This is a genomic window from Vibrio sp. M260121, from assembly GCF_036533715.1.
Classification (GTDB): Bacteria; Pseudomonadota; Gammaproteobacteria; order Enterobacterales; family Vibrionaceae; genus Vibrio.
Genome location: NZ_JATABF010000012.1, coordinates 79,585 through 101,396 on the forward strand (window position 1 = coordinate 79,585; position 21,812 = coordinate 101,396).

At 45.5% G+C, this 21,812-nt stretch carries 16 protein-coding genes and 2 tRNA genes; 4 read left to right on the forward strand and 14 right to left on the reverse strand.

The genetic code is table 11. The features are described from left to right. Position 1 precedes the first annotated feature (1 nt). The 10 genes from infB to rlmE all read right to left on the reverse strand — a co-directional run bounded on the left by infB (position 2) and on the right by rlmE (position 10,693). The gene (infB, locus tag QTO06_RS09350; protein ID WP_331407577.1) at positions 2-2,686 is read right to left on the reverse strand and encodes a translation initiation factor IF-2; all 2,685 of its coding nucleotides are present in this window, start codon (positions 2,684-2,686) and stop codon (positions 2-4) included. A gap of 21 nt (positions 2,687-2,707) precedes the next feature. Continuing rightward, complete coding sequence (gene nusA, locus QTO06_RS09355) at positions 2,708-4,195, reverse strand: transcription termination factor NusA (protein WP_005530328.1); 1,488 nt, start codon at positions 4,193-4,195, stop codon at positions 2,708-2,710. 36 nt (positions 4,196-4,231) lie between these two features. After that, positions 4,232-4,687, reverse strand: a complete 456-nt coding sequence (gene rimP, locus QTO06_RS09360) for a ribosome maturation factor RimP (RefSeq protein WP_005530330.1) — start codon at positions 4,685-4,687, stop codon at positions 4,232-4,234. Between the two features lie 232 nt (positions 4,688-4,919). Continuing rightward, positions 4,920-4,996, reverse strand: a tRNA-Met gene (locus tag QTO06_RS09365). Positions 4,997-5,052: 56 nt separating this feature from the next. Further along, positions 5,053-5,136: transfer RNA gene (locus tag QTO06_RS09370), tRNA-Leu, on the reverse strand. 18 nt (positions 5,137-5,154) lie between these two features. Continuing rightward, the gene (secG, locus tag QTO06_RS09375) at positions 5,155-5,493 is read right to left on the reverse strand and encodes a preprotein translocase subunit SecG (RefSeq protein WP_005530332.1); all 339 of its coding nucleotides are present in this window, start codon (positions 5,491-5,493) and stop codon (positions 5,155-5,157) included. Between the two features lie 225 nt (positions 5,494-5,718). After that, positions 5,719-7,059, reverse strand: coding sequence for a phosphoglucosamine mutase (gene glmM, locus QTO06_RS09380; protein ID WP_331407579.1), 1,341 nt, complete (start codon positions 7,057-7,059; stop codon positions 5,719-5,721). Positions 7,060-7,078: 19 nt separating this feature from the next. Beyond that, complete coding sequence (folP, locus tag QTO06_RS09385; protein WP_045369753.1) at positions 7,079-7,909, reverse strand: dihydropteroate synthase; 831 nt, start codon at positions 7,907-7,909, stop codon at positions 7,079-7,081. A gap of 69 nt (positions 7,910-7,978) precedes the next feature. Then, complete coding sequence (ftsH, locus tag QTO06_RS09390) at positions 7,979-9,955, reverse strand: ATP-dependent zinc metalloprotease FtsH (protein ID WP_012128827.1); 1,977 nt, start codon at positions 9,953-9,955, stop codon at positions 7,979-7,981. Positions 9,956-10,063: 108 nt separating this feature from the next. Continuing rightward, on the reverse strand, positions 10,064-10,693 hold the full coding sequence (rlmE, locus tag QTO06_RS09395; RefSeq protein WP_005439450.1) for a 23S rRNA (uridine(2552)-2'-O)-methyltransferase RlmE: 630 nt from the start codon (positions 10,691-10,693) through the stop codon (positions 10,064-10,066). 138 nt (positions 10,694-10,831) lie between these two features. Between rlmE and yhbY the strand changes: the two genes are divergently transcribed. Beyond that, positions 10,832-11,128: a ribosome assembly RNA-binding protein YhbY gene (gene yhbY / locus QTO06_RS09400; RefSeq protein WP_005425257.1), complete on the forward strand. Its 297-nt coding sequence runs from the start codon at positions 10,832-10,834 to the stop codon at positions 11,126-11,128. A 92-nt stretch (positions 11,129-11,220) separates the two neighbouring features. Here yhbY and greA read toward each other — a convergent pair whose 3' ends face one another. Beyond that, complete coding sequence (gene greA / locus QTO06_RS09405; RefSeq protein ID WP_005439449.1) at positions 11,221-11,694, reverse strand: transcription elongation factor GreA; 474 nt, start codon at positions 11,692-11,694, stop codon at positions 11,221-11,223. 534 nt (positions 11,695-12,228) lie between these two features. Here greA and QTO06_RS09410 point away from each other — a divergent pair. Both QTO06_RS09410 and dacB read left to right on the forward strand, forming a co-directional pair. After that, entirely contained in the window at positions 12,229-13,233 is a 1,005-nt protein-coding gene (locus tag QTO06_RS09410) for a porin (protein WP_039840252.1), read from the forward strand. A gap of 117 nt (positions 13,234-13,350) precedes the next feature. Further along, positions 13,351-14,775: a serine-type D-Ala-D-Ala carboxypeptidase gene (dacB, locus tag QTO06_RS09415; RefSeq protein WP_331407582.1), complete on the forward strand. Its 1,425-nt coding sequence runs from the start codon at positions 13,351-13,353 to the stop codon at positions 14,773-14,775. On the opposite strand, the gene QTO06_RS09420 is transcribed toward dacB, so the two are convergent. Together QTO06_RS09420 and tyrS are read right to left on the reverse strand one after the other, a co-directional pair. Next, entirely contained in the window at positions 14,754-15,599 is an 846-nt protein-coding gene (locus tag QTO06_RS09420) for a magnesium transporter (protein WP_041058704.1), read from the reverse strand. The genes dacB and QTO06_RS09420 overlap by 22 nt on opposite strands. A gap of 423 nt (positions 15,600-16,022) precedes the next feature. Continuing rightward, positions 16,023-17,210 (reverse strand): tyrosine--tRNA ligase, encoded by a 1,188-nt coding sequence (tyrS, locus tag QTO06_RS09425; protein ID WP_005439437.1) that lies wholly within the window; start codon positions 17,208-17,210, stop codon positions 16,023-16,025. 130 nt (positions 17,211-17,340) lie between these two features. On the opposite strand from tyrS, the gene QTO06_RS09430 reads away from it, so the two are divergent. Further along, positions 17,341-18,630 carry a peptidoglycan DD-metalloendopeptidase family protein gene (locus QTO06_RS09430; RefSeq protein WP_331407583.1) on the forward strand — a complete coding sequence of 430 codons (1,290 nt, stop codon included), beginning with the start codon at positions 17,341-17,343 and terminating at the stop codon, positions 18,628-18,630. A 38-nt stretch (positions 18,631-18,668) separates the two neighbouring features. Here QTO06_RS09430 and QTO06_RS09435 read toward each other — a convergent pair whose 3' ends face one another. Next, positions 18,669-21,803, reverse strand: a complete 3,135-nt coding sequence (locus QTO06_RS09435; RefSeq protein ID WP_331407585.1) for an efflux RND transporter permease subunit — start codon at positions 21,801-21,803, stop codon at positions 18,669-18,671. Positions 21,804-21,812: the final 9 nt, after the last annotated feature.

Genomic DNA, 21,812 nt, shown 5'->3' on the forward strand with positions numbered 1-21,812 from the left:
ATTAGTCTAGAGTACGTTTGATTTCAACGATTTCGAATACTTCGATCTGGTCGCCAACGCGAACGTCGTTGTAGTTCTTAACGCCGATACCACACTCGTAGCCATTCTTAACTTCTTGAACGTCATCTTTAAAGCGACGAAGTGATTCTAGCTCACCTTCGTAGATAACAACGTTGTCGCGTAGAACGCGGATTGGGTTGTTACGCTTAATTAGACCTTCAGTAACCATACAACCAGCGATTGCGCCCAGTTTTGGTGACTTAAATACGTCACGTACTTCAGCAAGACCAATGATTTCTTGCTTGAATTCTGGAGCAAGCATACCGCCCATTGCTTGTTTAACTTCGTCAATCAATTGGTAAATGATTGAGTAGTAACGTAGGTCAACACTTGCTGCTTCAATCGCACGACGAGCAGATGCATCCGCACGTACGTTAAAGCCAAGGATGATTGCGTTTGAAGCTTCTGCAAGAACTGCGTCAGTCTCAGTAATACCACCAACACCAGAACCAACGATGTTCACTTTCACTTCGTCAGTAGACAGTTTCAGTAGAGAGTCTGCGATTGCTTCTACAGAACCTTGTACGTCAGCTTTCAGTACTACGTTTAGTTCAGCAACTTCACCAGCAGTCATGTTAGAGAACATGTTCTCTAGTTTAGATTTCTGCTGACGAGCAAGTTTCACTTCACGGAACTTACCAGCACGGTAGTTCGCTACTTCACGCGCTTTACGCTCATCACGTACTACTGTTGCTTCATCACCTGAAGATGGTACGCCTGAAAGACCTAGGATCTCTACAGGGATAGATGGACCAGCTTCTGTGATTTCTTTACCTAGTTCGTCACGCATTGCACGAACACGGCCGTATTCTTGACCACAAAGAACGATATCGCCTTTGTTTAGCGTACCTGATTGAACAAGTACTGTTGCAACTGGACCGCGACCTTTATCTAGACGAGATTCAACAACAACACCAGATGCCATGCCTTCTGCTACAGCTGTAAGCTCTAGAACTTCAGATTGAAGAAGGATTGCTTCTAGAAGACCGTCGATGTTTGTACCCTGTTTAGCAGAGATGTGAACGAACATGTTCTCACCGCCCCATTCCTCAGGGATTACGTCGTATTGAGCTAGCTCATTCTTAACGTTGTCTGGGTTCGCGTCTTCTTTATCGATCTTGTTCACAGCAACAATCAGAGGAACGCCTGCCGCTTTCGCGTGCTGGATCGCTTCAACTGTTTGTGGCATTACGCCATCGTCTGCTGCAACTACAAGAACAACGATATCTGTCGCTTGAGCACCACGAGCACGCATAGCAGTAAACGCCGCGTGTCCAGGAGTATCAAGGAACGTGATCATGCCGTTGTCAGTTTCAACGTGGTAAGCACCGATGTGCTGTGTGATACCACCCGCTTCGCCTGAAGCAACGTGAGTACGACGGATGTAGTCAAGTGTTGACGTTTTACCGTGGTCAACGTGACCCATGATTGTTACTACTGGAGCGCGTGGTACTGCTTCTGCGTTTGTATCACGATCAGATAGTACTGCTTCTTCCAGTTCGTTCTCTTTACGAAGAACTACCTTGTGACCCATTTCTTCAGCAACAAGTTGTGCTGTTTCTTGGTCGATCACTTGGTTGATAGTCGCCATAGCGCCCATCTTCATCATTACTTTGATAACTTCTGTCGCTTTAACCGACATCTTGTTAGCAAGTTCAGAAAGAACGATTGTCTCACCGATTACTACGTCTTGTTTTGCTACAGTCGCAGACTTATCGAAACCGTGTTGCATTGAAGTTGGCTTAGCAAGTTTGCCTTTGTTACGGCCTTTGCCACCACGTTGGTTACGACCACCGCGTGATTGCTCTTCTTTTGCTGGCTTCTTCTTCTTACGACGAGCACCACCTTCTTCTTTACGGTCAGCTGCATCTTCAGCTTCACGAGCGTAACGAGAAGTGGTTACGTGGTAGTCAGAGTTTTCAAGTTCTTTCTTCTTAGACTCTTCTTCAGACCAACGAGCTTCGTTCTCTTCTGCAAGTTTACGAGCTTCTTCAACAAGCTTCGCAGCTTCTTGCTCAGCTTTACGTTGGGCTTCTTCTTCCTGACGACGCTTTAGCTCGTCAGCTTCTTTCTTCGCTTGCGTATTAACATCCGCATTTTTTGCATTCATGTCTTTCTTAGCCTTTTCAGCTTGTGCGCGTTTTGCCTTTTCTTCAGCTTCACGTTTTGCATCCGCTTCACGTTTCGCTTTCTCATCGGCTTCGCGCTGTGCTTTCTCTGCAGCTTCACGTTTGGCTTGTTCTTCTGCCTCACGCTTCGCAAGCTCTTCAGCTTCACGCTTTGCTGCTTCCTCAGCCTCACGTTTTGCGTCGTCTTCGATAGTGCTGCGCTTCACATATGTGCGCTTCTTACGCACTTCTACTTGAACATCCTTACTTTTGCCGCCACCTGCTGCAACACTTAGCGTGCTACGAGTCTTACGTTGAAGCGTCAGTCTAGTAGGTTCAGATTCGCCCGACTTATCGCCGTGCTCTTTCTTCAGGTGAGAGAGAAGCTTTTGCTTCTCTTCATCCGATACATGGTCAGAACTCGCTTTGTTCATGCCAGCGTCAGCAAGTTGTTCCATTAAGCGGTCGACTGGAGTACCAATCTCTTCACTCAGAGCTTTAACTGTTAATTGTGTCATGCCGCTTCCTCCTTGCTGATATTATGCTTCTTCGCCGAACCAACAGATGTTACGTGCAGCCATGATAAGCTCACCTGCGCGTTCTTCTGTCAGGCCTTCAATACCTTCTAAATCGTCGATACCTTGGTCGGCTAGATCTTCTAGTGTTGCTACACCTTTTGCTGCCAACTTGAATGCCATCTCACGCTCTAGACCTTCAAGGCCTAGTAGGTCTTCAGCAGGTTCTAGACCTTCAAAAGACTCTTCTTGCGCTAGGGCAATTGTCGTTAGTGCGTCTTTCGCACGGCTACGAAGTTCTTCTACAAGCTCTTCGTTTAGGCCGTCTACGTCTAGCAGTTCGTTAACTGGAACGTATGCGATTTCTTCTAGCGTTGAGAAACCTTCTTCAACAAGCAGTTGAGCGAAGTCTTCTTCAATGTCTAGGTACTTCATGAAGTTTTCGATAGACGCTTGAGACTCTTCAGCGTGTTTCTTCTGAAGATCTGCCACAGTCATTACGTTCAGTTCCCAACCAGTTAGTTGAGATGCTAGACGTACGTTTTGACCGTTACGACCGATAGCTTGCGCTAGGTTGTCAGCTTCAACAGCGATGTCCATTGAGTGTGCATCTTCATCAACGATGATAGAAGCAACGTCAGCTGGTGCCATTGCGTTGATAACGAATTGAGCTGGGTTATCGTCCCAAAGAACGATATCGATACGCTCACCACCAAGCTCACCAGATACTGCTTGTACACGTGCACCACGCATACCAACACACGCACCTACAGGGTCGATACGCTTGTCGTTTGTTTTAACAGCGATCTTAGCGCGAGAACCTGGATCACGTGCAGCGCCTTTAAGTTCGATGATTTCTTCAGCGATCTCTGGCACTTCTACACGGAACAGTTCAGCCAGCATTTCTGGCTTAGAACGAGTGATGAACAGTTGGAAACCACGCGCTTCAGGAGCAACTTTGTACAGAAGACCACGAACACGGTCACCTGGACGGAAGTTTTCACGAGGAAGTTGGTCATCACGTAGGATTACCGCTTCTGCGTTGTTACCAAGATCAAGTACAACCGTCTCGCGGTTTACTTTCTTAACAACACCAGTGATCAAATCACCTTCGTTGTCGATGAACTGTTCTACGATTTGCGCACGCTCAGCTTCACGTACTTTTTGTACGATAACTTGCTTAGCAGTTTGCGTCGTAATACGGTCAAATGTAACCGATGGGATATCGTCTTCTACGAAATCACCTAGTTGAATGTCTGCATCTTCGTATTGTGCAGCTTCTAGAGAGATTTCTTTTGTTGGGTTTTCAACATCTTCTACAACCAACCAACGGCGGAATGTTTCAAACTCACCCGTTTTACGGTCGATAGCTACGCGTACATCGATTTCGATTTCGTACTTTTTCTTTGTAGAAGTTGCTAGAGCAATCTCAAGAGCCTCAAAGATACGCTCACGAGGTACCGCTTTTTCGTTCGATACCGCTTCTGCTACCGCTAAAATTTCTTTACTCATTGTATTTAGCCTCTAAGCTTCAAATTTTTTAGGGAACTAAAATTTAGGGATCAGGTTAGCTTTTGAAATGTTACTTAGAGCAAACTCTTCTTGTTGCCCTTCACAAGTAACTGCAATTGTCTCACCATCAACACTGTGGATAATACCTTTCCACTTACGACGGTTTGCAACAGCCATTTTCAATACGATGCTGACCTCGTGACCAATAAATTGCTCGTAATGTGCTGCTTTGAAAAGTGGTCTTTCTAAGCCTGGAGAAGAAACTTCTAGGCTGTAAGCAACAGAAATTGGATCTTCAACGTCTAATACTGCGCTTACCTGATGGCTAACTTCTGCACAGGCATCTACGTTGATACCATTTTCATGGTCGATGTAGATACGCAACGTTGAGTGCGCACCCGCACGAATAAATTCTAATCCAACCAACTCGTAGCCTGTTGCTTCTACAGGAGCTTCAAGCATTTCAGTAAGTTGTCTTTCTAAACCAGTCATTTGAACCACTCCAGAAACAAAAAAAGGGCTCAGAGCCCAATCAAAAAACCAAGCAGTGATCCGAGTTAAATTACAAAAACTCAGATAACAAAAAACCCCGAAAGTCGGGGTTTTATGCTGCTGGACCCTGATACGTTAAGAATAGCCAAAAATTGCTTTTCTTAACTCACAGTGTGGTTAGCACTGTGCAAACTTGCCAATCGAATCATTCTTTCCAAATGAAAGAAGAGATTGGTTGCGGGGGCCGGATTTGAACCGACGACCTTCGGGTTATGAGCCCGACGAGCTACCAAGCTGCTCCACCCCGCGTCCGACTTGCTGAGCATTATACGCTCAACTAAGTGATTTACAAGTTTGTAAATTCATGGTGCCGAGAGAGGGACTCGAACCCTCACACCTAAGGCACTAGCACCTCATGCTAGCGTGTCTACCAATTTCACCATCTCGGCTACATAAACCTTTACAGCTTATTGTGGAATCTCATCACCTGTAGGTGCTGGAACTTCACTTGCTGCATCTTTAACTTGTTCTACAACTGGTTGACCTAGTGTTGGGTCTACCCATTGTGACTCAGTCTTGTGCGTAGACATACGACCAAGTAGCAAGCTAACGATAAAAAATACGGTTGCTAAAATAGCAGTTGTTCGGGTTAAGAAATTACCTGAGCCGCTTGCACCAAACACTGTGTTTGAAGCACCTGCACCGAACGAGGCTCCCATATCTGCGCCTTTACCTTGTTGAATCAACACAAGGCCAATCACACCAAGCGCCGCCAACAGGTAAATCACAAGTAGAACTGAAAACATTTTTTTCCACCTATGTTCCAAATTGTTGAGCCAGCGCCGTTCAAAAACAATCGCGTTTATTTATGAACAAGGCTAGCGACCTCCTAACGGGAGGCGGAGCAATACTAGCGAAAGCCAGTAACGCTGACAAGGGAAAATTAGTAAAAAGTCAGCGCTAACGCATTAAGCGCTCAAAAAAAGGGCAAAAGATGCCCTTTTCTCTCGCAAAATAGGTTAACGCAATGATTAACAACTTGCTTTTACTGCATCTGCAATTTTAAGCGCAGAGCTTTGAACAAGCTCGGCATCTTCACCTTCAACCATCACTCGGATCAGAGGCTCAGTGCCTGATTTGCGAAGCAATACGCGACCTTTATCACCAAGTTCAGCTTCAACCGCTGCTACTGAGTCTAGTACAGCTTGAGCTTCAAGTGGGTTGCTTTCACCAGCAAAGCGTACGTTTTCTAGTACTTGTGGGTAAAGCGTCATACCTTGAGACAGGTCGTGCAATGTCATTTCGCTACCGACAACAGAAGCAAGCACTTGCAACGCTGCTACGATAGCGTCACCAGTAGTCACTTTATCTAGCAAGATAACGTGGCCTGAGTTTTCAGCACCGATCTTCCAACCTTTCGCAAGTAGCTGTTCCATTACGTAGCGGTCGCCAACCGCAGCACGTACGAACGGAATACCCAATTGCTTCAGGCCATTTTCCATACCTAGGTTAGTCATTAGCGTACCAACGACACCGCCTTTTAGTTCGCCGCGACGCAGTGCATCACGAGCGATGATGTAAGCAATTTGGTCGCCATCGATCTTGTTGCCCAAATGGTCAACCATGATAATACGGTCGCCGTCACCATCGAACGCAAGGCCTAGGTGAGCTTGCTCTTCTACAACACGTTTTTGTAGCGCACGAACGTCTGTCGCACCAACTTCAGCATTGATGTTAGTACCGTTTGGCTCAACGCCCATTGCAACAACGTCAGCACCTAGCTCTTTAAATACGTTAGGAGCGATGTGGTAAGTAGCACCATGGGCACAATCAACCACAATCTTCACGTTCGCTAGGCTAAGATCTGATGGGAAGGTACTCTTACAAAACTCGATGTAACGACCAGCCGCGTCGCTCAGGCGGGTGGCTTTACCAAGCTCAGCAGACTCCACACATTCAATGTCTTTATCTAGCTCAGCTTCAATAGCAAGCTCGATATCATCCGGAAGCTTAGTGCCTTCAGACGAGAAGAACTTGATGCCGTTGTCGTAGTATGGGTTGTGAGAAGCTGAAATAACGATGCCCGCTTCCGCTCGGAAGGTTTGCGTTAGGTAAGCAACCGCTGGGGTTGGCATTGGACCAGTAAAGGTTGCTTTCAGGCCAGCAGCGGCAAGACCGGCTTCAAGAGCAGATTCAAGCATGTAACCAGAGATACGCGTATCTTTACCGATGATAACTTTTTTTGTGCCTTGTTTCGCCAGTACACGACCAGCTGCCCAGCCAAGCTTCAGTACAAAATCTGGAGTAATTGGGTATTGTCCAACTTTACCGCGTACGCCATCAGTACCGAAATAACGTCTTTTATCAGACATAAAACTTTCCTTAATTCTTTTAGATATTTTTGTTCGTCATCTCAACCACTTTCATTGCTTCAATGGTTTCTTCAAAGTCATGAACTCGAATAATTTGCGCGCCTTTCATCGCCGCGATAGTCGCACAGACGACACTCGCATTAGTGCAGTCAGCCGCTGGCTTATCCAACAGCTTGAAAATCATGGATTTACGCGACATACCAGCAAGGATTGGTAAGCCAAATTCATGGAATTTCTCAAGATGAGCGAGCATATGATAATTGTGTTCTATGGTTTTGCCAAAACCAAAACCTGGGTCAAGGATAAGTTGAGACTTATCGATACCCACAGCCTCACAAGCAGCAATTCGTTCTTGAAGGAATGCAGAGACATCCTCCATCAGATCATCGTATTGAGGATTGGCTTGCATCGTACGTGGCTGGCCTTTCATGTGCATCAGGCAAATTGGCAACTTAGCTTCTGCTGCTACCTCTAATGCTCCTGGCTCTTGAAGCGCACGAACATCGTTAATAAGGTCTGCACCAGCAGCAACCGCTTGGCGCATCACTTCAGCTTTACTGGTATCAACAGAAATCCAAACATCGTGCTTATCACGTATCGCTTGGATAACAGGAATCACACGTTGCAGTTCTTCTTCTAATTCAACATCAGGGGCACCTGGTCGTGTTGATTCACCACCGATATCGATGATGCTCACACCAGCGGCGATCATTTTCTCAACTTGAGCAAGCGCTAATTCAAGTGAGTTAAATTTACCACCATCAGAAAATGAGTCAGGCGTGACATTGAGGATTGCCATAACATGAGGGCGAGAAAGATCGAGAGATTTGTTGTTTGCTTTAATAATCATAGCGTTAATAATCACAACAGATACAAAAACCCCGAGCTTAACTCGGGGTTTGTTATCAAAGGCTACTCTTTATTCAGAGTCTTTCTTTTCCGGCGCTTCGCTTGAAGTCGCTTCTTGAGACGTTGATTGCTCTACAGGTTTTGTAGGCTCAACCGGCTTCTCTTCTGCTTTTACTTCAGGCTTCGCTTGAGGCTTATCGTTATCTTCTGGTTTGTTTGGCTTGTCGCCCCAACCAGCAGGTTCACGGATCTCAGCTTTACGCTCCATTAGGTCATCAATCTGGCCAGCATCAATGGTCTCATACTTCATTAGCGCATCTTTCATCGCATGCATGATGTCCATGTTATCTTCCAAGATTTTCTTCGCACGGTCATAGTTGCGGTCGATGATCTTACGAACTTCGTCGTCGATCAGCTTCGCTGTGTCATCAGACATGTGTTTAGTCTGAGTCACACTACGGCCAAGGAACACTTCACCTTCTTCTTCCGCATACAGTAGCGGACCAAGTTTCTCAGAGAAGCCCCACTGCGTAACCATCTTACGAGCGATGTCTGTTGCACGTTCGATATCGTTCGATGCACCTGTCGATACTTTGTCAGCACCGTAGATCAGCTCTTCCGCTAGACGACCACCGTACAGGCTAGAAACCATAGATTCTAGGTGTTGGCGAGACATGCTCACACGGTCTTGCTCAGGTAGGTACATCGTCACACCCAACGCACGACCACGTGGAATGATAGACACTTTGTACACTGGATCGTGTTCAGGAACCAAGCGACCAACAATTGCGTGACCCGCTTCGTGGTATGCTGTTGATTCTTTCACTTCCTCAGACATCACCATTGAACGGCGCTCTGCACCCATCATGATTTTGTCTTTCGCCAGTTCAAACTCAACCATAGAAACGTTGCGCTTGTTGCCGCGTGCAGCGAATAGAGCAGCTTCGTTAACTAAGTTTGCTAGGTCTGCACCAGAGAAACCTGGAGTACCACGTGCAATTAGAGACGGCTCTACGTCGCCCGCTAGAGGCACTTTACGCATGTGTACTTTAAGAATTTGCTCACGACCACGTACGTCTGGAAGACCAACAACGACTTGGCGGTCAAAACGGCCAGGACGCAATAGCGCAGGGTCAAGTACGTCAGGACGGTTAGTCGCAGCGATAACGATGATACCTTCGTTACCTTCAAAACCATCCATCTCTACAAGCATTTGGTTTAGTGTTTGTTCACGTTCATCGTGACCACCACCAACACCTGCACCACGTTGACGACCAACCGCATCGATCTCATCGATGAAGATGATACAAGGTGCTGCTTTCTTCGCTTGTTCAAACATGTCACGTACACGAGATGCACCAACACCTACGAACATTTCTACGAAGTCAGAACCAGAGATAGTAAAGAATGGTACTTTTGCTTCACCAGCAATGGCTTTCGCTAGTAGCGTTTTACCAGTACCAGGAGGACCAACCATTAAAACACCTGTTGGAATCTTACCGCCCAGTTTTTGGAAGCGGCTTGGATCACGCAGGTAGTCCACCAGTTCTTTAACGTCTTCTTTTGCTTCGTCACAGCCTGCAACGTCCGCAAAAGTTGTTTTGATCTGCTCTTCGCTCATCATACGAGCTTTGCTCTTACCGAAAGACATAGCGCCTTTACCGCCGCCGCCTTGCATTTGACGCATGAAGAAAATCCACACACCAATCAGTAAGATCATTGGGAACCAAGAAATGAAAATAGTGCCTAGTAAGCTTTGCTCTTCAGGAGGCGTACCTTGCACTTTCACGTTTTGATTAATTAGGTCATCTAGAAGCTTTTGGTCATACACAGGCATGTAAGTAACCATTTTGGCACCGCCGCCGCGACGAACAAAGCTAATCTCACCGTCTTTAAAAGTTGCTTCTTGAATCTGGCCTTGGCCAACTTCCTGTACAAACGTGGTGTAATCCACGGTTCTGCCATTGCTCTCTCCAGGGCCAAAGCTCTGGAATACCGACATCAATACGACAGCGATAACAAGCCACAGAATTAAATTTTTTGCCATGTCACTCAAGGTGTCAGCCTCTCGATAACTAATTGTAATTAAAGGTAGGGTACTACAGTTCATTTCCTGTAGCTATAGTGTTAACCATGCTCTAAACGAGCGAAATAGTTAACCTTTGTAACCAGTGGCTACAACGAAGACTTCTCGGGAGCGAGCTCGCGATGAGTCTGGTTTTCTGATTTTTACGACTTTAAACATGTCTCGGACTTCTTTCACAAATTGATCGAAGCCTTCACCCTGGAAAACCTTTACGACAAAGCTACCATTAGGTGCTAGAACTTGTCGACACATATCTAAAGCCAATTCAACTAAATACATAGCTCGTGGCTGATCTACAGAGTTATTACCAGCGATGTTAGGTGCCATATCAGACATTACTACGTCAACCATCGAAGGTTGGATTCTTTCTAATAGAGCATCTAAAACCGCCTCGTCACGAAAGTCACCTTGCAGGAAGCTTACACCAGCGATTGGATCCATAGGCAATAAGTCACATGCAATGATTTGACCTTCTTCACCTATTATCTTAGCAGCATATTGAGACCATCCACCTGGAGCTGCACCTAAATCGACGACAGTCATCCCAGATTTCAACAATTTATCTTTCGTTTGGATCTCTTCGATTTTGAAGTAAGCACGAGAACGGTAGCCTTTTTTACGAGCTTCGTTTGCGTATTTATCATCAAAGTGTTCTTTCAACCAACGACCAGAACTAGCCGAATGTTTTTGTTTACTCATTTTAATCCCAACAAGGCGTAATTAGGAGCTATTGTTCTAATAGGCTCAACCTATTACTCAATAAATTATAGTCTTCAGCAATAGATGGCGTTAAAATAGCTTTTTTCAACCCTTATTTTAAAGAAAATTGGCCGCGTAATGAACCTAAGCACCAAACAAAAGCAGCACCTAAAAGGCCTGGCTCACAGTTTAAAACCTGTTGTGCTAATGGGCGCAAATGGACTTACAGAAGCCGTGCTAGCAGAAATTGAAATCGCTCTTGACCACCACGAACTGATCAAAATTAAAGTTGCATCAGAAGACCGTGAGACAAAACAGCTGATCATCGACGCTATCGTACGTGAGACGGGCGCTGAAAAAGTTCAGACAATTGGTAAAGTACTTGTGCTATACCGCCAGTCTGAAGAGCGTAAAATCGAAATCCCACGTAAGTAATCCCTACTTGCGCAGAGGAAGAAGAAAAGGTCGCCATGGGCGACCTTTTTTGCATCTACTATTTAAGCCTAATTAAAACAGACTGGTTTTAATTAGATGTACTCGACGCTGTCAATTTCGAAGTCTTTCGCACCGCCTGGGGTTTGAATAACGACTTCGTCACCTTCCATCTTACCGATCAAGCCACGTGCGATTGGAGAACTGATTGAAATTCGGCCGGCTTTGATATCTGCTTCATCGTCACCAACGATTTGGTACGTTTTCTCTTCTTCCGTATCACAGTCAATTAGAGTAACCGTTGAACCAAAAATCACTTTACCAGTGTTGTCCATCGTTGTTACGTCAATGACTTGAGCTACAGATAGCTTGTATTCAATGTCACGGATTTGTGCTTCACAGATACCCTGTTCTTCACGAGCTGCGTGGTATTCTGCGTTTTCCTTCAAGTCGCCTAGTTCACGCGCTTCTGCGATTGCTTCTGAAATTTGTGGGCGAAGCTTTAGTAGACGATCTAGCTCAGTACGTAGCAATTGTTCGCCACGCAGTGTCATTGGAACTTTTTCCATTATATAACCTCAAGGCCAAAGGTGTCTTTGGACAAAAAAAGCCCACCCAATCATGGTGACTGGGTAGTACGTTCAAAGATTCTGTTTTGATTAGTTTAAACAAACTAGGGTATGAAATCACCCTAATTCGATTTTGCTGCTTAGTTGTGTGGTTAATAACACGCCATCTATTGTTTTTAGATTTAACCATCATCGCAATTTATTGAAAAACAACACTGTTCATTACATAAAAAACCTCAAGAAATATAAAAACAAATCAATGTCAGGCTAATGTCATGCCAACACAAACCATTAAAATACAACAACTTGAGATAACCAACCACACAATTGAACACTGTTCATTAGTTGGATTTATATCATTTTACTAACTCATAAGGAAACTTTAGCAGTAAAACATGTCCGGCAAGTTGTTACGTCATAGCTTTTTCGAATGTGGGCGATTCTCACGAGTGAAACTATACGCACAACAACTTGTGAGAGATAACCTCTCCCCCATAAAACAATGATTATGGACAGCTAACTAGGACAAATAAGATGAAAAAGACTCTAATTGCTCTTTCTGTATCTGCAGCAGCTATGGCAACTGGCGTTAACGCAGCTGAGCTTTACAACCAAGACGGCACTTCTCTAGAAATGGGCGGCCGTGCTGAAGCACGTCTATCTATGAAAGATGGCGACGTAGCGGACAACTCTCGTATCCGTCTAAACTTCCTTGGTACTCAAGCAATCAACGACAACCTATACGGTGTTGGTTTCTGGGAAGGTGAGTTCACTACAGCTGAAAACGGCGGCGTAGACGGCAACAGCAATCTAGACACTCGTTACGCATACGCTGGTCTAGGCGGCGCTTTCGGTGAAATGACTTACGGTAAAAACGACGGTGCGCTAGGCGTTATTACTGACTTCACAGATATCATGGCTTACCACGGTAACTCTGCTGCTGACAAACTAGCTGCAGCTGACCGTTCTGACAACATGTTCTCTTACAAAGGTCAATTCGAAAACCTAGCTGTTAAAGCTAGCTACCGTTTTGCTGACCGTGAAGAAGTAAACGGCGAATACAAAGACAACGGCGAAGATGGCTACTCTCTATCTGCAATCTACACTCTAGGCGACACAGGTCTTGACCTAGGTGCTGGTTACGCAGACCAAGCTGACGCTAACGAATACATGCTTGCTGCTTCTTACACTATGAGCGACCTATACTTCGCTGGTGTATTCACTGACGGCGAAAAAGAAGCAACATTCAAGAACACTGTAGACTACACAGGTTACGAACTAGCGGGTGCTTACACTCTAGGTCAAACTGTGTTCACTTCTACATACAACAACGCAGAAACTAACGGCGAAACTTCAGCAAACAACTTCGCTGTAGACGCGTCTTACTACTTCAAGCCTAACTTCCGTGGCTACGTATCGTACAACTTCAACCTGATTGATGCTGGCGATTCAATGGGCTCAACTACTGCTTCTAACTACAAAGCTACTAAAGCTGATGCAGAAGACGAGCTAGCTCTAGGTCTACGTTACGACTTCTAATTAAGTCTTAAGACTTGAAGATAAAATGCTCGCACTATGCGGGCATTTTTTATATCCAGAATTCTGCGATTTTTCGGTATATACTCAATTGCATAACTAACCTCACGAACTGTCACTATGCGCTTACCTTGGTCTCTACTATTTTTTTCTAGTCTCGCCCCACTCACATCAATGGCCTATCCTCACCAAGAGGTTTTGCCAGAAGGTTCTCGTGTCAGCTTGATTGCTGAAAAGCTTAACGACCAAAGCGAGCTAACCGGTATTCACCCAACCGATCAGTATTTCCCACCAGCCAGTACCTTAAAAGTAGTCACGGCTTTAGCGGCAAAGCTCGAACTAGGGAATAGCTTCGCATTTCGCACCACATTAGAAAGCTCGAGCTCAGATGCTGTACTTACCTTCTCTGGCGACCCAACCTTGCTCACTCAAGATCTAAAAACGATGCTGACGCGAGCAAAGAAAAATGGACTAAACCAAATTAAAGGCGATCTTTGGTTAGATAATAGCGCCTTTACTGGGTACAACCGCGCTGTAGGATGGCCATGGGATATTCTGGGTGTTTGTTATAGTGCGCCAGCGTCCGCAATCACTCTAAATGACAACTGTGTTCAAGCTTCCATTTACACCAAGAAAAACGGTTCAACACGGGTTTATGTTCCTGAACATCAACCAATTAATGTCAGCACGAGTGTCAAAACCGTCTCTAGAAGCGTTCAGAAGAGCCGTCACTGTGATTTAGACCTTATTGCTAACCCAGACAACAAATATGAACTAACCGGCTGTCTGGTCGACCGTGGCGACAAGCCCCTTCCTCTTAAATTCGCCGTGCAAGATCCTGAACGCTACACCAGCCAAAAAGTGCAAAAACTCCTCAAACAAGTTGGCATTTCATTAAAAGGGAATGTCCGTATTGGTAAAGCTCCAGAAAAGCAGCGTAAATTGCTTGCTGTACACAAATCTAAACCGTTGCCGCAACTATTGGATCAGATGCTAAAACGCTCAGACAACTTGATTGCTGACACACTGACTAAAACACTTGGCGCGAAGTTTTTTGTTCAACCGGGAAGCTTTACTAATGGCACAGAAGCCATCAAACAGATCATCTTTGCCAATACAGGTGTCGATATTCGTAATGCAAGATTAGAAGACGGCTCAGGCTTATCACGTAACAACCGAATTTCAGCTACTTCGATGGCGGCTATTTTGCGTTACATTTGGCAGCATGAGAAAGAGCTTAACCTGATCGCAATCATGCCTAAGTCTGGTGAGTCAGGGACCTTGCAATATCGCAAAAGTATGCGTAAGGCGCCAATTAAAGGACAGTTGATTGCGAAGAGCGGTTCACTTTACGGAACCTACAACATGGCTGGGTATGGATTAGATAAGAATGGCAAACCAAACACGGTCTTTGTTCAGTTTGTGTCGGACTATTTCCCAGAAAAAAGGGACGATAACAAACCTGTTGTCGCCCCTATTACTCAGTTTGAGAAATTGTTCTATCAAGACATTGTGAGTTTCAGTCAGGCAATGCCTAAGAAGTAGTTCACTACGGTAAAGTAGATCCACATCCCTGATATATCGACAATCGATGCTAAAACTGGGCTCACCAATACGGCTGGGTCCAGTTTACAAGCTCGTGCAATAATAGGCAGTAATCCGCCTAGCGTGGTTGAAATGGTCACCTGAATAAACAACGCAACGGCAATCGCCAACGCGATATCCTCAAGCGCAAAGCCACCTGTAGATTGCCCACCACTAAATAGCATGATGCGACCTACCATAACGATAGCAATCGCTAGTGCGATAAACAGAGCGACACGGCTTTCTTTCCATAGCACTTCCAACCATTGGCGTTTCTTGAGCTCACCCGTTGCGAGAGCCCGGATCACCAAGGTTGCCGCTTGCGTCCCTGTATTACCACCAGCTGCCGCGATTACCGGCATGTAAACCGCCAGTAAAACGAGTTGGCTCAAGGTGTCTTCATATTGAGCGATAATTAACCCGGAGACTATTCCAAGCAGCGCAAGCGCAATGATCCAGCCAATACGCTGTTTCACATGCCCTAGCACGCTCGTAGAAAGATAACCGTCTGGTGTATCAACCTCAGACATATGCAGACCTAGCTGGTGAGCGTAATGGCGCGCACGTTTGTCGTGCCCTGCTTGTTCAAGTTGAGCGATAAGGCTATTCACATAACCTACTGAGCAATGCTGCAAAATACCTACCGCCTCATCAATAGGCATAACAGTGAGTAAATGCAGTTGTTGCTCTTGCTCGTATCGCAAAAAAGCATTACGAGCGGCACCAATTTCTACTTCTGAGAAGTTTGGTGTTGTTTCAATAAAAGTGTTGTTCATTACCGTCATGGCGAATCTCCCGATTGGCATTGGTAACGACCATCGACAACGCACGCAAAAAGCCTTCGGCACAATCCATTACGTGTATTAGAAACACTGGATGCACGAAAACATCAATGCAAAAGCACTGTCTATTCAGAATTTATGAAGGGAAATAACAAGAAGGAAAAATTCGAAAAGATGCCTCACCACTCAGGTAAGGCGGAGATCGCCAATACCGAAGCGGGTTATTTCGCTCCCTTAATCTTACTCACCCAGCAACTGGGAGGATGGTCGGTATTGTTCATGTAAATCTCCGATAAAGCTGCTCATCTAGCAGCGCGCGTATAGTAGCAAAAACGAGCCACTTTTACAGTCAATCTCTTGCGGATTCACCAAATTTTCATACAAAAAAAGCGCCTATAAGGCGCTTTCATTTTGAGCAGTTATTGATTACTTAATAGTAATTCGTGCGAATTTACGTTTACCAACTTGGAATACGTAAGTACCGGCTTCAGGTGCAAACTTCGCATCAGCAACTTTCTCGCCTTCAATCTTAGCTGCGCCTTGTTTAACCATGCGCATTGCTTCAGAAGTTGAAGCACATAGACCTGCTTCTTTCAGTAGGTTTGCTACTGGTGTGCCCGCTTCAAAATCAAACTCAGGCATTTCATCTGGAATTTGGTTCTTAGCAAAACGGTTCACGAATTCTTGCTCTGCCGCATCGGCATCCGCTTCACTATGGAAGCGTGCAATGATTTCTTTCGCTAGCAGTACTTTGATATCACGAGGGTTCTTACCAGCTTCCACGTCAGCTTTGAACTGTGCAATTTCTTCCAATGGACGGAAAGACAGTAGCTCGTAGTAGCTCCACATTAGATCGTCAGAAATAGACATGATCTTACCAAACATTTCGCTTGGCGCTTCGCTGATACCGATGTAGTTGCCTGAAGATTTAGACATCTTCTTCTCGCCATCTAGACCAACTAGAAGAGGCATCATCAGTACAACTTGAGGTTTTTGACCGTGAGATTTTTGCAGCTCACGCCCCATTAGCAGGTTGAATTTTTGGTCAGTACCACCAAGTTCAACGTCCGTTTCCATTGCTACTGAGTCCCAACCTTGAAGTAGCGGGTACATGAACTCGTGGATAGCGATTGGTTGACCACCAGCGTAACGCTTTTTAAAGTCGTCACGTTCTAGCATACGAGCAACAGTTTGGTTCGCAGCAAGACGAATCATGCCTTCTGCGCCAAGCTCAGATAGCCACTCAGAGTTGAACTGAATTTTTGTCTTAGCTGGATCTAGGATTTTGAACACTTGCTCTTTGTACGTTTCAGCGTTGCGTAGAACGTCTTCACGACTTAGTGGTGGACGAGTTGTGTTCTTACCTGTTGGGTCACCAACCATCGCAGTGAAGTCACCGATTAGGAATGTCACTTCATGACCTAGTTCTTGGAACAAGCGAAGCTTATTGAAAATAACCGTATGGCCTAGGTGAATGTCAGGTGCTGTTGGATCGGCGCCCAATTTAATACGTAGAGGACGACCTTCTTTTAGTTTTGCGATCAGCTCTTCTTCTGGAATCAGCTCTTCAACACCGCGCTTAATCTCGGCTAATGCAGCTTCAATGCTCGCCATTCTTGTTCACTCCCACAGATTTGGCAAAAATATAATAGCTGAACATCTTACTTGAATAGCGATGCATTTTGAAACACGTTAGACTAGGTAGTTGTCAATTTTTACGTTTAATTTAGTAATCAAGTACCTCATGCATTCGATTTTTGTCCGACTACCACTCTTGCACAAAGTACTGATCGGTTTTTTTAGTGCGCTTATCATTGTCGCGCTGTTTTTCTTACCCGATCCGCAAGACCTCGATCCGCAGCAAAGCCGACTCAAAGTTGGTGAGCATTATTCGGTACCGATTTCCGTAGAATCACCCGAGCGCAGCACTTCTTCTAACCTCCCTTCAGTTTTGCGCTGGGAAACGTATAAAGTCAAAAATGGTGAGAGTGCTGCAGTCTTGTTTCAGCGCGTTGGTCTATCTCCTCGCCTTTTGCATGAACTGATTACTTCCGATAAAGAAATCAAACAACAGCTCACTCGACTTCGTCCTGGCGATAGACTCCAGTTTGGTTTTGATGAAAACAACGACTTTATTCAACTTAAACGTACACTCAATGCCTTCGAAACTTTCCGTATCAAACTGCAAGGCAGCAAATACGTTTCTGAAGTGGACAAGAAAGAAGTCGATTACCAATACAACTACGCTGAAGCAACTATCAAATCCAACTTCTGGAATGCGGGGATTTCATCCGGTTTGAATGCAAACCAAATTATGGAACTGGCGGGAATTTTTGGTTGGGATATCGACTTTGCTTTGGACATTCGTAAAAACGATACCTTCCGCGTGCTTTACCAAGAAGAAGTGGTTGAAGGCGAAGTGATTGGACGCGGAAAAATCATTGCTGCAATCTTTAACAACCAAGGTGACACCTTTACCGCAATCTTAGATGAGAAGAGCGGTAAGTACTACGATGAAAATGGCCGAGCGATGAAGAAAGCCTTCTTACGAGCACCTTTGGATTTCCGTCGTGTTACCTCTAACTTTAATCCTCGTCGCTTACACCCAGTTACCGGGAGAGTTCGCCCTCACAGAGGTACTGATTATGCCGCGCCTGTAGGTACACCAATTTGGGCTGCGGGTAATGGTGTTGTGCAAAAATCAGCGTACAACAAATTCAATGGTAACTACGTGTTTATTAAACACAGCAATACCTACATTACTAAATACTTACACTTAACTAAGCGAACAGTAAAAACGGGACAACGTGTTAAGCAAGGCCAAACCATCGGTACATTGGGTGGTACTGGCCGTGTAACTGGTCCACACTTGCACTACGAATTCTTGGTTAACGGCGTTCATAAAAACCCAAGAACGGTAAACTTACCGCAGTCGAAATCTCTGACCGGTAAAGCAAAACAAACCTTCTTGGCGAACGCAAAGATCAGTATGGCTAAGCTGGATCGCTACAGTAAATTACTCGCGATGAAGTAAAAAGACATGATTGTTTAGAACAACACCCAAGAGGCAGCCTAAGCTGCCTCTTTTGTTTGTGGTTCTTCTTCATCAAGCTTGTGTTCACGACCAAGCATGAGAAGACAAGGCGTAAGCACCAGCGTCAACACCGTGGCAAAAGCCAAACCGCCCGCGACCGCTGTTGCCAACTGAGACCACCATTGTGTGCTTGGCGCACCAAACTCAATCTTCTGGTTAACTAAGTCGATGTTCATCTCTAACACCATTGGCAGTAAGCCAAGAATGGTAGTGACTGTGGTTAACAACACGGGGCGAAGACGCTGCACCCCAGTACGTAAAATCGCATCTGATTTTTCTAAACCGCGTCTACGCATTTGATTGTAAGTGTCGATCAATACGATGTTGTTGTTTACAACAATACCAGCCAGTGCAATCACTCCAATCCCCGACATAATGATGCCGAACGGTTTTTGGAAGATGAGCAAGCCGGCAAACACGCCAACCGTAGAGAACAGCACTGCGCTTAAAATCAAAAATGCTTGGTAGAAGCTGTTGAATTGAGTAATCAGGATCAATGCCATCACACCAAGTGCAACCATAAAGGCACTTTGTAAAAATGCAGAAGAGTTTTCTTGCTCCTCGTTTTGTCCGCGAATTTTAAACTCAATACCAGCAGGCAAGCCCAACTGCTCTACTTCTGCGGTTATCTTGGGCAATTCAAGGGCAAGGTTATAACCCTCAACCATATCTGCTTTGATGTTCACTACGCGTCGGCCATCAACACGTCGAATTGTGTCTTGTTTGTGATCGGGCTTAATCTGCGCAAAGTTAGTGATCGGCACCAAGCCTGCCGCCGTTTTTACACGTAATTGATCAAAGCGGCCGATATCCCGCTTATCTTGCGGATAACGCACTAAAATATCGACTTCTTCATCGGCATCATCGGGCAAATAATCACCAATCTTCAAACCGTTAGTCACGAACTGGACGGTATTACCAACCAGAGTCGCATCAGCGGCAAAGCGAGAAGCATCGTCCCTGCGGATATCAATCTGCCAATCAATCCCTTCTTTATTAGTGGTATCACTCAAGTTAGTTAAAGCAGGATTACGATCAGCCCAGTAACGAACCATTTTGGCTGCACTGTCTAACTGGTCAATGCTTGAATTTTGCGCCGACATTTCAATGACGAGATCATGCTCTACTGGCGGACCAGCATCGGGAAATTTGTACTCCAACTCCACGCCAGAAAATTGATTAGTGGTCTGTTTGAGCTCTTCAATGATGTCTTTCACTTTGCGGCGATATTGCCAGTCAACAGGGGTAATCTGAGTCTGACCTATCTCATCGCCATCATTTGAATCCGTTCCGGTACGTGTGTAGACACTTTCAAACTCATCGTGCCCTAGCATGACTTTTTCGATCTCTTTCATCACGACGTCTTTTTCGTTGATCGATAAATCACCGTAAGAACGCACCTTGACGGTAAAGAATGCAGGGTCCACTTCTGGGAAGAATTCAGCGCCTAAGCCTGCTTTGCTATAAGTAAAGCCAACACCACCCGCGAGCAAAATCGCACTGAACAATACTTTTAACGGGTGACGAATCGCAATCGAAAGTGTCTTGTAATAGAGCTTGGTGATGCCAGTGGCTTTATCAAATTCACCGTTATGCAGATCAACCATCTCTTGCTGACTTTTTGGATTCACAACTTGAGGCTTACCAATAATCCCACCAATCACTGGGACAAACAGCAGCGCCATCATCAGTGAGGCAGTCAGTGTAGCAATCAACGTTAACGGCAAGTACTTCATGAATTCGCCGGTAATATCCGGCCAGAACAATAGCGGTGCAAACGCAGCAAGGGTCGTTGCCGTCGAAGCGGTGATAGGCCACGCCATTCGTTTTGCCGCGTCCCGATATGCTTCTTTACGTGGCGTGCCCTCTTGCATCCGCCTATCAGCAAATTCGGTCACCACGATAGCGCCATCCACCAGCATACCTACGGCCATGATCAGCGCGAATAGCACCACAATGTTGACCGTTAAGCCAAACACCGAAAGCACTAATAAGCCGGTAAGGAATGAGCCAGGAATAGAGATCCCCACCAAGAGAGCGGTCCGCACACCAAGTATCGCGATAATGACGATAACCACTAAGATAATCGCGGAAAGGATGTTGTTTTGTAGGTCGTTGAGCATCAATTTGACGTCATCGGACTGATCCCACGTATATTTGACCTGCAAGTTGTTTGGCCAATCCGCTCGCTTTTGCGCTTCAGTCAGAACCTGTTTAACGAGTTCCACCGTTTCAATAATGTTCTCGCCAGCACGCTTTTTCACATTCAATACGACAGCAGGGTCACCATCCAAACGAGCAAAACTTTCAGGATCACGGAAGGCCCGGCGCACGGTCGCCACATCGCCAAAAGTAATCACTTCTTTGCCGTTCACCTTAATCGGTAACTCTAATACATCTTTGAGAGAATCAAATACGGAAGGAACTTTGACTGAAAAACGGCCATAGCCAGTATCCACGAAACCCGCTGCCACAACTCGGTTATTGAGAGCAATCAAGTTGTAGATGTCTGCTTGATCCAGGCCATAGCTTTCCATCAACAGCGGATCGACGACGATCTCAACAATGTCTTCACGATCACCGGCAATATCAACTTCAAGCACCTGACGGTAGCTTTCTAGCTTGTCACGCAGTGCTCGAGCAATTTGTACTGTTGTGCGCTCAGGGACGGTGCCATACAGAACCAAAGTGAGGACTGGCTCTTCTGATGCGAATGTCACTTCATTTACCGTTGGCTCATCACTGTCTTCAGGCAATTTAGGTTTGGCAAGATCGACGGCGTCACGCACATCTGCCATCGCTTCAGCCAGATCAACACCGACACTAAATTCAAGCGTAACCGAGGCATGGCCTTCTGAAGCAACCGCTGTCATTTCTTTTACGCCTTCAATCGAACGCAACTCTTGCTCTATTGGGCGAACTAATAAGCGCTCCGCATCAGTTGGCGAAATGCCTTGGTGACCTACCGAAACATAGATAATAGGGATGGTGATGTCTGGACTCGATTCTTTAGGAATCGTAATGTAGGTGATCACACCAGCAATCAAAATCATCACCAACAAGGTGAGCATCGTACGTGCACGCGATAACGCAGCATCAATCAAAGCAAACATATTGCCTCC